The sequence below is a fragment of the Stenotrophomonas sp. YJH_SMC_40 genome (assembly GCF_059368615.1).
Genome location: NZ_JCAFRX010000001.1, coordinates 1 through 11835 on the forward strand (window position 1 = coordinate 1; position 11835 = coordinate 11835).

The window sequence follows — 11835 nt, forward strand, 5'->3', positions numbered from 1 at the left end:
CCGCTTGGTAGAGTCGACCGTTGGTCGACTATCGCGCGCAGCGCGGGATTTTCTCGATCTGGACGAAGGGCAGTCGACTAACAGTCGACTCTACCGGCGGGTCGTTTCACGTGCCGGGAGTCGACCAACCGGTTCGACGGAGTCCGCTTGGTAGAGTCGACCGTTGGTCGACTATCGCGCGCAGCGCGGGATTTTCTCGATCTGGACGAAGGGCAGTCGACTAACAGTCGACTCTACCGGCGGGTCGTTTCACGTGCGGGAAGATCTCAGGCCAGCTCAGGTTCCTGCGCCAGCAGGCGATGGAAGCGTTGCAGAACGTAAGGGTCGATCAGACCACCGGATTGCTCGTCGATGATGCGCAGTGCCGTCTCGTGTTCCATCGCGGCACGGTAGGGACGCACGCTGGTCATCGCGTCATAGGCATCCGCAACGGTGACGATGCGTGAGCCCAACGGAATGCTCTCGCCGCGCAGCCCATCGGGATAGCCACTGCCATCGAACGCCTCGTGATGGGCGCGGATCAGCCGCGCAACCGGTGCCGCATCGCTGCGGCCGGTGGCCAGGAAGATGTGTTCACCGCGCACCGGATGCTCGCGCATGATCGCGCGCTCCTCATCGGTATGCCGGCGCGGGGCCAGCAGCACCTCATCGGGAATGCCGATCTTGCCGATGTCATGGAAGCGTGCGGCCAGACCGATCTGCGCACTGGCCTCGTCATCCAGATCGCAGTGCGTGGCCAGGCGCTGCGCGAGCAGGCCAACGCGGTCGCAATGGTGGCGGGTGTAAGCGTCGCGCATCTGCAGCGACATCGAGAGAGCATCGATCAGGCAGGCCTGTGCATGCAGCAGGTCGGGGGCGGGTACGGCGTCAGGAAACATGGTCATCCGCCCGCACCGGGTGGGGACCGGTGCGGGGTGTTCGGGGGCGATCAACCCGGGGCGAGGGTGGTCAGAAGGGCGCGGGCCGCGTTGAAGCGGTCCTCCGGCAACGGCAGCGGATGCTTGATGCGAAGCTTGTCGGGCCCTTCCATGGCATAGAGGTTTGGCTGTTTCTGGATCAGCTGGATCACCGCCATCGGATCGATGTTCGGCTTGGACTCGAACACGATGCGGCCACCGTTCTCGCCCAGGTCCAGCTTGCGGATGCCCAGCGCGTTGGCTTTCAGCTTCAGCTCGGCGATGGCGAACAGGTGCTTGGCCGCATCCGGCAGCAGGCCGAAGCGATCGATCATCTCCACCTGCAGTTCGCGCAGCGCATCGCTGTCGCGCGCGCTGGAAATACGCTTGTACAGGGTCAGGCGGGTATGCACGTCCGGCAGGTAGTCTTCCGTGATCAATGCCGGCACATGCAGTTCGACCTCGGCACCACGCACTTCCTCGCCGGCATCCAGGTCGGGCAGCTTGCCCTGCTTGATGCTGCGTACCGCGCGCTCCAGTAGCTCGGTGTACAGGCTGAAGCCGACCTCGGCCATCTGCCCGCTCTGGTCCTCGCCGAGCAGTTCACCGGCACCGCGGATCTCCAGATCGTGCGTGGCCAGGGTGAAGCCGGCGCCCAGTTCGTCCATCGAGGCGATCGCCTCCAGGCGCTTCTCAGCGTCGGGGGTGATCGCGCGGCGGTCGGGGGTGATCAGATAGGCGTAGGCACGGTGGTGCGAACGGCCCACGCGCCCACGCAGCTGGTGCAGCTGGGCCAGGCCGAAGCGGTCGGCGCGGTTGATGATGATGGTGTTGGCGTTGGGAATGTCGATGCCCGATTCGATGATCGTGGTCGACAGCAGCACGTTGAAGCGCTGCTTCTGGAAGTCCAGCATCACCTTTTCCAGCTCGCGCTCGGGCATTTGCCCGTGGGCGATGCCGATGCGCGCTTCCGGCACCAGCTCGGACAGCTCGCGCTGCATGCGGCCGATGCTTTCCACGTCGTTGTGCAGGAAGTACAGCTGGCCGCCACGTGCCAGCTCGCGCTGGAAGGCTTCGCGCAGCAGCGCGTTGTCCCACTGGGTGATGAAGGTCTGCACCGCCAGCCGGTTCGGCGGCGGCGTGGCGATGATCGACAGGTCGCGCAGGCCGGCCATGGCCATGTTCAAGGTGCGCGGGATCGGCGTGGCGGTCAGGGTCAGCAGGTGCACGTTGGCGCGCAGCGCCTTCAGGGCTTCCTTCTGGCGCACGCCGAAACGCTGCTCTTCGTCGACGATGACCATGCCCAGGTCCTTGAACTTCACGTCGGGCTGCAGCAGGCGATGGGTGCCGACGATGACGTCGATGGTGCCGGCGGCGACCTTTTCCAGCTCGGCCTTGATCTCCTTGGTGCTCTTGAAGCGCGACAGCACCTCGACCTTCAGGGGGTAATCGGCGAAGCGGTCGCGGAAGTTGCGGTAATGCTGTTCGGCCAGCAGCGTGGTCGGCACCAGCACGGCCACCTGCTTGCCGGCACTGGCGGCGGCGAATGCCGCACGCACCGCCACCTCGGTCTTGCCGAAACCGACGTCGCCGCAGACCACACGGTCCATCGGCTGGCTGCTGGCGAGGTCGCGCAGGGTGGCGTCGATGGCGGCCAGCTGATCGGGGGTTTCCTCGAACGGGAATCCGGCTGCGAACGGCTCGTACATCGCACGGTCCACCTGCAGTGCCAGGCCGGCACGCGCCTGGCGGCGGGCCTGGATCTCCAGCAGTTCGGCAGCGACGTCGCGCACCTTTTCGGCGGCCTTGCGCTTGGCCTTGCTCCACTGCTCGCCACCGAGCGAATGCAGCGGCGCGGTTTCCGCTGAAGCGCCGGAGTAGCGGCTGATCAGGTGCAGCTGGGCGACCGGCACATACAGGCGGTCGCCCTTGGCGTATTCGATTTCGAGGAACTCGCCGGGCATGCCGCCGACGTCCATCGCGATCAGGCCACGGTAGCGGCCGACGCCATGGTCCTCGTGCACGATCGGTGCACCCTCGGTCAGCTCGCCGAGGTCGCGGATGATCGCTTCCGGCTCGCGGCCGGCACGGCGCGTGCGGCGGGTGCTGCCGGCGCGCTCGGGGAACAGCTGGCGCTCGGTCAGCACCGCGATGCGCGGATCGTCCAGTGCGAAGCCATCTTCCAGCGGTGCCACCGCGATCGCGAAGCGCGCATCGTCGGCGAGGAAGCTGGGCAGGTCGGCCACCACCGGCGGCTTCAGCTCGGCGGCCTGCAGCACTTCCAGCAGGGCCTCGCGACGCCCGGGCGAATCGGCGGCGATCAGTACCCGGCCCGGATAGTGGCCGAGGAAGGATTTCAGCGCGTCGCCAGCGGGGGCCTCGCGCGCGGCCACCGGCAGCGGCGGCAGCGGCTGGTCACCCAGCGCATGGGCATCGGCGATGCGCGCGTGGTCAGCCGACCACACCTCGATGCGCGGGGCATCGTTCAGGCGCTCGCGCAGCAGCTCCGGCGACAGGTACAACGCCGAAGGCGGCAGCAGCGGGCGCTCCACATCATGGCGGCGCTGCTCATAGCGGTCCGCGGTCTGCGCCCAGAACGCGACGGACGCTTCATACGCACCGGTACAGACCACCGGCAGGCTGCCGTCGGGCAGGTAGTCGAACAGGGTTGCGGTGCGTTCGAAGAACAGCGGCAGGTAGTACTCGACGCCGGCCGGGGCCAGCCCGGACTTCAGATCCTGGTACAGCGAACTGCGCCGGGTATCCACATCGAAACGCTCGCGCAGCGTGGCCAGCACGCGTGCGATGCTGGCCTCGTCCATCGGCACTTCGCGGCCGGGCAGCATGTGCACCGCCTCGACCTTGTCCAGCGAACGCTGGCTTTCCGGATCGAAGGCACGGATCGAGTCGATGTCCTCGTCCAGTAGTTCTACCCGCAGCGGCTCGTCGGCGCCCATCGGGAACACGTCGAGCAGGCCGCCGCGCACCGCGAAGTCACCCGGGTCCATCACCTGCGGCACGTTGCGGTAGCCGGCGCTTTCCAGGCGACGCTTCTCGGCTTCCAGGTCCAGGCGCTGGCCGACTTTCAGGTCGAAGCTGCCACCGATCACATAGCTGCGCGGGGCCAGCTGCTGCAGCAGGGTCTGCACCGGCACGATCACCAGGCCGCGCTTCAGCGCCGGCAGGCGGTGCAGGGCGGACAAGCGCTGCGAGATGATGTCCGGATGCGGGCTGAAGCGGTCGTAGGGCAGGGTTTCCCAGTCCGGGAAGGCGACCACCGGCAGGGCCGGGTCACCGCCAAGCAGGGTCTGCAGGTCGGCTTCGAGCTGGTTGGCACCGTGGTTGTCACGGGCGATCACCAGCAGCGGGGCGTCATGCGCACGCGCGGCCTGGGCCAGGTACCAGGCCAGGGCGGTCGGCGAGGCGGGGGCGCGCCACCAGGCGCGGAGCTGGCCGGCGCGCGGCAGCGGCGGGGCGGGGTATGAGGTACGCGACATGGACCCCGGATTTTAGCAGAAGCCCGATCGAAGCCCGGTGGGTCGTGCCGGCCGTTTGCCGACGGCCTCACGTGCCGTTGGGGGAACACAATGCCGGCCAGCGGCCGGCACTACCGGGAGGCATGGCCGGGCAGGGCCCGGCGCATCCGTCAGTTGTCCAGCTCCAGCACCATCCGCACCAGGCCTTCGGCACCGGTCGGGTGCGGCACCGGCTTGAAGCCCAGCGAGGCGGCCAGCTGCTTCATCGGCTCGTTCTCGGCGGCAACGTCGCCGTACAGGCGGTCGAGGTACTTGCCGCGGCCCCACTTCACCAGCTTGCGCATCAGCTGCCGGCCCAGGCCCTGGCCAATGAGGAAGCGGCTGATCAGGATCGCGTACTCGGCTTCACGGGTACCGGGGATGATCGAGGCCCGGGCGACCGCGCCGACCACCGCTTCGCCAGCGGGCAGGGACTCGGCTGCGACCAGGGTGATCTCGGTCTTGGGATTGGGGTGGGTCAGGCGCTGGGTGGTTTCCGGTGACAGCTCGGTCACCGCCTGCAGGAAACGATCACGGATTTCTTCCGGCCCGAACAGGCTGAACGCCGCTTGCAGCGGTGCGCCGTCTTCCGGGCGGATGGGGCGGATCAGCAGCTCGTGGCCGCTGGGAGCCTTGAAGATCTCATGCCAGGGCGGCATGCGGTTGCGAGTGGCCATACCGGGTGATTCCTTGGTGGTCCATCGATTGTGGCATCACCGGGGCTGCATTCCGTGAACGAAAGGCTCACGGCGGTACAGCCTCGTGAAGGCCGTTATTCGGGGGCTTTGAGCCAATCCAGGCGGGTGCTGGCCCCCGGTTCGCCCAGGTGCTGGCGCAGCGCCGGCAGGGCCGGGCCGACCACCCGGTCGAACTGCCACGGCGGGTTGAGCAGCAGCATGCCGCTGCCGTTGAGGCGCAGCGGCGAGTCGTCCGGGCGCACCAGGAACTCGATCGTCATCGCCGACTTGACCGGCAGGGCAGTGGCCTTGCGCAGGAAATGCAGGATGGTGCGGCGCTGCTTGATCGGGAACCAGACCGCACAGGTGGCCTGCGGCCAGCGTGCCAGGGTCTCGGCCAGGGCAGCCAGGATGTTCTGGTATTCGGCGTCCTGCGCCTCGTACGGCGGATCGATCAGCACTAGGCCACGACCGATCTTGCTGCCGTTGAACTTCGGCGGCAGCAGCGAGCGCAGCAGGGCATAGCCATCGCCAGCGCGCACATCGACGCGGCTGTCATGGGCGAACAGGGCCTTCAGCGTGGCCGTTTCGGCTTCCTGCAGCTCGCAGACCGCCATCCGGTCCTGCGCGCGCATCGCCTGTGCGCTCAGCAGCGGCGAGCCCGGGTAGTTGGTCAGCGCGCCGACCGGGTTGTCGGCCTGGACCGCCTTCAGGTAGCGCTCGACCACCTCCGGCAGCTTGGGCTGGGCCATCAGCCGCATGATCCCGGATTCGGCCTCCAGGGTCTTGCGGCTCTCTTCGCTGGCCAGCAGGTAGCGGCCGGCACCGCCGTGGGTGTCGAGCACGAAGAACGGGCTGTCCTTGCGCTTGAAGCTGTCGATCAGGGCCAGCTGCACGATGTGCTTGAGCACATCGGCGTGGTTGCCGGCATGGAAGGCGTGGCGATAGTTCATGGGCGGCAGTGTACGGGGCGGCGGCCGCAGCGGCTATGCTGCGCGCCATGACAGCTCCCGTTGCCCATGTCCTGGTAGTCGAGGACGAAGCCGCCATCGCCGAAACCGTGCTCTATGCGCTGCGCAGCGAGGGCTATGCCGCCAGCCACTGCCTGTTGGGCGGGGAGGCGCTGCAGCGGCTGCAGGCCGGGGATATCGACGTGGTGGTGCTGGACGTGGGATTGCCCGACCTGGGCGGCTTCGAGGTCTGCCGACGGCTGCGCGCGCAGCCCGGGCCGGTGGCGCAGCTGCCGGTGATCTTCCTGACCGCCCGCAACGATGAAGTGGACCGGGTGCTCGGCCTGGAACTGGGCGCCGACGACTACATGACCAAGCCGTTCTCGCCGCGCGAGCTGGTGGCGCGGGTGCGTGCACGCCTGCGCCGTGCGGCGCCGGTCATCGCAGCGCCCAGCGCCGATGCAGGCTGGCAGGAACATGGCGCGTTCGCCATCGACCGCGAAGGCCGGCGCATCCGCTTCCGTGGCCAGGCACTGGATCTGACCCGCTACGAGTACGCGCTGCTGGAGGCGCTGCTGCAGCGACCCGGTGCCATCCTCAGCCGTGCCCAGCTGATGGACCGTGGCTGGGACAGCAGCGCCGACAGTGCCGACCGCACCGTCGATACCCATGTAAAGACGCTGCGTGCCAAGCTGCGCGCGGCCGGTGCCAGCGACGACCCGATCCGCACCCACCGTGGCCTTGGCTACGCGCTGGAGGTCTAGCCGATGCGCCTGGTGCTGAAGCTGTTCCTGGGCTTCTTCCTGATCACCGGCATCGCGGCGTTCTTCGTGATGCGCGTGTTCGTCAACGAAGTGAAGCCGGGTGTGCGCCAGGCGATGGAATCGACCCTGGTCGATGCGGCCAACGTGCTGGCCGAGATGGCCGCCGCCGACGTCAAGGACGGCACCATCCGCAGCGGCAGCTTCACCCGCAACCTGGCCAAGGCACGGCAGCGCGACCTGAAGGCAATGGTCTGGCGTTTCCCGAAGCGCTCGCTGGATTACCGGGTGACCATCACCGATGCCAAGGGCATCGTCATCTACGACTCGCTGGGCCGTGACCTTGGGCGCGACAATTCGCGCTGGAATGATGTCTACCGCACCCTGCGTGGCGAGTACGGTGCCCGTTCCAGCCCGGAGATTCCGGGCGAGGAAGGCGATACGGTGATGCATGTAGCGGCGCCCGTATACGACCCGGCCGATGGCCGCACCCTGATCGGCGTGCTCAGCCTGGCCCAGCCCAACCGCAGCATCGATCCGTTCATCGCTGCCAGCCAGCGCGCCATCATCGAGCGCGGTGCCTGGCTCATCGGATTGTCGGCGCTGGTCGGCGTGCTGGTGACGATGTGGCTGACCACTGGCCTCGGCCAGCTCAGCCGCTATGCACGCGCGGTCAGCGCGGGCGAACCGGTGCCACCACCACGGCGCCGTCGCGACGAGATCGGCGATCTCGGCCAGGCGCTGGAAACGATGCGCCGCAAGCTCGAAGGCAAGGCCTACGTCGAGCAGTACGTGCAGTCGCTGACGCACGAGATGAAGAGCCCGCTGGCGGCGATCCGCGGTGCCGCCGAACTGCTGCAGGAGCCGCTGCCCGAAGCGGACCGCGTGCATTTCGCGCGCAGCATTGTCGACCAGCAGGAACGGCTGACCGAGACCATCGACAAGCTGCTGGCGCTGGCCGAAGTGGAACAGCACGGCTGGCTGCAGACCCGCGACCCGATCGCGCTGCAGGCATTGCTGGCCGATGCGGCCGCGGCCGCGCAGGTGCGCGCGCAGGCGGCCGGTGTGCGGGTCCACATCGGCAACGTGCCCGACCTGCGGGTGCAGGGCGACGGCTACCTGCTGCGGCAGGCGCTGCACAACCTGATCGACAACGCGATTGCCTTCTCGCCCTCCGGCGCGGAGATCGCGCTGCAGGCCGAGGTGGATGGACAGGGCGTGCGCCTGCAGGTGGCCGACCGCGGCGCCGGCATCCCGGACTATGCGCGCGAACGGGTGTTCGAACGCTTCTATTCGCTGGCGCGGCCCGGCAGCGGGCGGCGCAGTTCCGGCCTGGGCCTGCCATTCGTGCAGGAAGTCGCGCGCCTGCACGATGGACGCGCCAGTGTCGACGTCCGCGAGGGCGGCGGCACCGTGGCCAGCCTGTGGCTGCCATCGGGTGCGCCGGGCCAGCGCCCGCGCCGCTGACTTCACACTCGCTTCAAATTCGCCACAAACCCTGCTCACCCCAGCGGTCCATCCTGCAGCCCTCTCCAACGAGGATGGACCATGAAATCCCTGAAGATGCTGCTGAGGTTCGCCATTGTCGGCGGGCTGATCCTGCTGCTGCTGGTGCCGCTGACCATGATCCGCGGGGTCATCAACGAACGCAGCGCATACCGCGACGAGGCGTTCTCGCGGGTGGCCGACAGCCGCGCCGGTGCACAGCAGCTGGTGGGCCCGGTGCGGGTGGTGCCATGGGTGGAACGCAAGCAGGTTGAACTGGTCGACCCGCTGGGCGTCAAGAAGACCGAGATACAGGTCACCGAGGGGCACTGGCTGCAGATGCCGGCGTCGCTGGAGGTGGGCGGCGAGATGCTGCCGAGCCAGCGCGAAGTCGGCCTGTTCAAGGTACCGGTGTACAGCTGGAACGGCCAGATGAAGGCGACCTTCGCCGCAGACGACTATCCGGTGAAGGCCGGCCGCAGTTACGGCCAGCCGTATGTCGCGGTTGGTGTATCCGATGTGCGGGGCCTGGTGGGTACGCCGAACCTGCGCGTGGATGGCAAGCAGCTGCGGTTGCTGCCGGGCGTTGGCGCGGCCAGCGAGGTGGGGCGAGGCCTGCACGCACCGGTGGCCGGTTTCGCTGCGGATCAGGGCGGCACGCTGGCTGCCAGCACTGTTGAACTGGAGCTGCGCCTGGATGGCAGCCGCATGCTGTCGGTGGTGCCGGTGGGCGATGACACCCAGATCGCGCTGCGTTCGAGCTGGCCGCATCCGTCATTCAGCGGTGCGTTCCTGCCCAACGAACGCCGCGTTGATGCGCAGGGCTTCGATGCACGCTGGGCGGTGTCCTCGCTGGCCTCCGATGCCCAGCGCCAGCTGCGCAATGACGGTTCGGTCGACTCGCAGGCGGTGACGGTGTCGCTGGTCGATCCGGTCGATACCTACACCCAGGCCGACCGTGCCTCGAAATACGGCGTGCTGTTCGTGCTGCTCACCTTCGTCGGCTTCATCCTGTTCGAGCTGATCAAGTCGCTGCGCATCCACCCGTTGCAGTACCTGATGGTGGGCCTGGCGCTGGCGATCTTCTTCCTGCTGCTGATCAGCCTGTCCGAGCACATCGCGTTCTGGAAGGCCTATCTGGTCTCGGCGGTGGCCTGTATCGGCCTGCAGGCGGTGTACCTGGCCAATGTGCTGGGCCACTGGAAGCGCGGCCTCGGCTTCGCTGCGCTGCTGACCGTGCTGTACGGCGCGCTGTATGGCCTGCTGGTGTCGGAGAACAACGCGCTGCTGATGGGTTCGCTGCTGCTGTTCGTGATCCTGGCGCTGGCGATGTGGGTGACCCGCCGGGTCGACTGGTACGCGCTTGGCGCGGAACTGAAGTAAGGAGCACGCCATGGGCTGGCGCCAGGGATTGCGGCAACGGGCACGGCAGGGCATTCCGGCCCTGCTGGAAGTGGATGCACTGCTGCAGGCACATGGCGTGCTGGCGGCCCTGCCGGGAGCGCGGATCGCCCCCGGCCTGGTCCGCTTCCAGCTGGCGGCGGTGACCTGCGAAGGATTGCAGGCGCAGGGATTGCGCTGGCTGCAGGGCGCGCGGCAGGGACGCGGCGCGATGGCTGGCCGGGTGCCGCGCTACCGGCCATGGAAGGCCGGGGCGGAGGCGCTGGCCGAGATCGGTATCGGTGGCCTTCCGGATGACTGGCCGGCACACGCGGCGGTGTACGGCTGCAGCAGCATCGACCGGCGGCACTGGTTGCTGCTGCTGCCGGAACGGGCACAGTTGTGGTTGGGATGGAGCGGGTGATTGGGCTGTTCATCCACGCATGGCGTGGATCTACTGTTGTGGGTGCGAACCTTGGTTCGCACGCTCCCGCCCATGACCGATGGGACGGTATCCCCGCGCCCCCGCTGGCTAGACTCGACGAGTTGATGATCGAGCCGAAGGGCAGGGGTGCGATGTGTTGAAGTGGGGCATGCTGGCCGCAGCGCTGGCGATGGGTGGCAATGCAGGAGCGCAGCAGCGCGAGACGGTGGACCTGGACATGGTCAGCCGCATCCGCCAGGAGGCCTTCCACCGTTCGCAGGTGATGGACACCTTCAGCTATCTCACCGAGCGCATCGGCCCGCGCCTGACCAACTCGCCGGCCATGGGGCGCGCCAACGCCTGGACCCGCGGCAAGTTCAACGAATGGAAGCTGGACAGCGTCCACGACGAGGCCTTCGACGACTTCGGGCGCGGCTGGGAGTTCACTTCGGCGAGCGTGGAGATGCTGGGCGACCGCGTGCAGCCGCTGCATGCACTGCCCAAGGCCTGGACGCCGGGCACCAAGGGGCCGGTTGAAGGCGAGCTGGTCCAGGTCGAGATCAAGAAGCCCGAAGACATCGAGAAGTACCGCGGCAAGCTGCGCGGCAAGATCCTGCTGCTGGGCGAGGCCCGCGAGTACAAGCGCGGCACCGAGGCGGATTCGCATCGCCACGACGCCACCTCGCTGGAAGGCCTGCAGGAATTCACCCTGCCCAAGGACAAGGACGCCACCGCCGAGCGCGCCAAGCGGGTCAAGGAGTACCAGGAACGCCAGCAGCTGGCGACCAAGGTCAATGCGTTCTTCGTGGAAGAGGGCGCGCTGGCCTCGATCAGCATCAGCAGCTGGGACAACGGCATCATCCGGGTTGCCGGTGGCGGTTCGCGCAAGGCCGGCGAGTCGGTGGGCATCCCCGAGCTGGCGATGATCAGCGAGCACTTCAATCCGCTGGTGCGCGCGCTCGAGGCCAAGCAGACGGTGCGCCTGCGCGTGGATGTGGCAGCACGCTTCACCGATGAGGCCGACCAGCCCGGTTACAACACGCTGGCCGAGATCCGTGGCAGCAGCAAGCCCGATGAAGTGGTGATGATCGGCGCGCACCTGGATTCCTGGCACAGCGGTACCGGTGCGGCCGACAACGCGGCTGGCGTGGCGGTGATGATGGAGGCGATGCGCATCCTCAAGGCCACCGGCGCCAAGCCCAGGCGCACCATCCGCGTGGCGTTGTGGAGCGGTGAGGAACAGGGCCTGATCGGCTCGCAGGCCTATGTGGCCAAGCACTTCGGTCGTTTCCCGGAACCCACCGACCCGGCGCAGAAGGCGCTGCCGGCCTCGCTGCGCGAGCCCACCGGCGCGCTGCAGAAGACCCGCGATTACGGCAAGTTCCAGGTCTACTTCAACATGGACAACGGCTCGGGTCGCTTCCGCGGCATCTATGCGCAGGAAAACCTGGCGGCGATGCCGATCTTCGAAGCCTGGCTGGCGCCGTTCCATGACGTGGGTGCCACCACCGTGGCCACCCGCAACACCGGCAGCACCGACCACATCAGCTTCGACCGCATCGGCCTGCCGGGCTTCCAGTTCATCCAGGACCGGCTGGACTACTTCACCAATGTCCACCACAGCCACCTGGACACCTGGGACCACGCCGAACCGGACGACCTCAAGCAGGCCGCAGCCATCGTCGCCTCGTTCGCCTACAACGCCGCGATGCGCGAGCAGCCGTTCCCGCGCAAGGTGGAACCCTAA

At 67.8% G+C, this 11835-nt stretch carries 9 protein-coding genes; 5 read left to right on the forward strand and 4 right to left on the reverse strand.

Annotated elements, in window-relative coordinates; all coding sequences use genetic code 11:
• Nucleotides 1-266: 266 nt before the first annotated feature.
• The 4 genes from AC5P6X_RS00005 to AC5P6X_RS00020 all read right to left on the reverse strand — a co-directional run bounded on the left by AC5P6X_RS00005 (nucleotide 267) and on the right by AC5P6X_RS00020 (nucleotide 6041).
• Nucleotides 267-884 carry an HD-GYP domain-containing protein gene (locus tag AC5P6X_RS00005; protein WP_005412694.1) on the reverse strand — a complete coding sequence of 206 codons (618 nt, stop codon included), beginning with the start codon at nucleotides 882-884 and terminating at the stop codon, nucleotides 267-269.
• A gap of 44 nt (nucleotides 885-928) precedes the next feature.
• Nucleotides 929-4393, reverse strand: coding sequence for a transcription-repair coupling factor (gene mfd / locus AC5P6X_RS00010; RefSeq protein WP_088436620.1), 3465 nt, complete (start codon nucleotides 4391-4393; stop codon nucleotides 929-931).
• 149 nt (nucleotides 4394-4542) lie between these two features.
• Entirely contained in the window at nucleotides 4543-5088 is a 546-nt protein-coding gene (locus AC5P6X_RS00015) for a GNAT family N-acetyltransferase (RefSeq protein ID WP_004150340.1), read from the reverse strand.
• Nucleotides 5089-5183: 95 nt separating this feature from the next.
• Nucleotides 5184-6041, reverse strand: a complete 858-nt coding sequence (locus AC5P6X_RS00020; RefSeq protein ID WP_005408683.1) for a 23S rRNA (adenine(2030)-N(6))-methyltransferase RlmJ — start codon at nucleotides 6039-6041, stop codon at nucleotides 5184-5186.
• A gap of 35 nt (nucleotides 6042-6076) precedes the next feature.
• Between AC5P6X_RS00020 and creB the strand changes: the two genes are divergently transcribed.
• From creB to AC5P6X_RS00045, 5 genes are all read left to right on the forward strand, one after another.
• On the forward strand, nucleotides 6077-6802 hold the full coding sequence (creB, locus tag AC5P6X_RS00025; RefSeq protein ID WP_080047689.1) for a two-component system response regulator CreB: 726 nt from the start codon (nucleotides 6077-6079) through the stop codon (nucleotides 6800-6802).
• A gap of 3 nt (nucleotides 6803-6805) precedes the next feature.
• Nucleotides 6806-8266: a two-component system sensor histidine kinase CreC gene (gene creC / locus AC5P6X_RS00030; protein WP_012479573.1), complete on the forward strand. Its 1461-nt coding sequence runs from the start codon at nucleotides 6806-6808 to the stop codon at nucleotides 8264-8266.
• 81 nt (nucleotides 8267-8347) lie between these two features.
• Nucleotides 8348-9667, forward strand: a complete 1320-nt coding sequence (gene creD, locus AC5P6X_RS00035; protein WP_088436621.1) for a cell envelope integrity protein CreD — start codon at nucleotides 8348-8350, stop codon at nucleotides 9665-9667.
• A 10-nt stretch (nucleotides 9668-9677) separates the two neighbouring features.
• Complete coding sequence (locus tag AC5P6X_RS00040) at nucleotides 9678-10088, forward strand: hypothetical protein (RefSeq protein WP_005408687.1); 411 nt, start codon at nucleotides 9678-9680, stop codon at nucleotides 10086-10088.
• 169 nt (nucleotides 10089-10257) lie between these two features.
• Nucleotides 10258-11835 (forward strand): M20/M25/M40 family metallo-hydrolase, encoded by a 1578-nt coding sequence (locus tag AC5P6X_RS00045; protein ID WP_123958348.1) that lies wholly within the window; start codon nucleotides 10258-10260, stop codon nucleotides 11833-11835.

Bases quoted from the DNA above. Each gene is read 5' to 3' on its own strand.
- AC5P6X_RS00015 (WP_004150340.1), bottom strand. From the start codon at position 5,088: ATGGCCACTCGCAACCGCATGCCGCCCTGGCATGAGATCTTCAAGGCT.
- AC5P6X_RS00005 (WP_005412694.1), bottom strand. From the start codon at position 884: ATGACCATGTTTCCTGACGCCGTACCCGCCCCCGACCTGCTGCATGCA.
- AC5P6X_RS00020 (WP_005408683.1), bottom strand. From the start codon at position 6,041: ATGAACTATCGCCACGCCTTCCATGCCGGCAACCACGCCGATGTGCTC.
- mfd (WP_088436620.1), bottom strand. From the start codon at position 4,393: ATGTCGCGTACCTCATACCCCGCCCCGCCGCTGCCGCGCGCCGGCCAG.
- creB (WP_080047689.1), top strand. From the start codon at position 6,077: ATGCTGCGCGCCATGACAGCTCCCGTTGCCCATGTCCTGGTAGTCGAG.
- AC5P6X_RS00040 (WP_005408687.1), top strand. From the start codon at position 9,678: ATGGGCTGGCGCCAGGGATTGCGGCAACGGGCACGGCAGGGCATTCCG.
- creC (WP_012479573.1), top strand. From the start codon at position 6,806: ATGCGCCTGGTGCTGAAGCTGTTCCTGGGCTTCTTCCTGATCACCGGC.
- creD (WP_088436621.1), top strand. From the start codon at position 8,348: ATGAAATCCCTGAAGATGCTGCTGAGGTTCGCCATTGTCGGCGGGCTG.
- AC5P6X_RS00045 (WP_123958348.1), top strand. From the start codon at position 10,258: ATGCTGGCCGCAGCGCTGGCGATGGGTGGCAATGCAGGAGCGCAGCAG.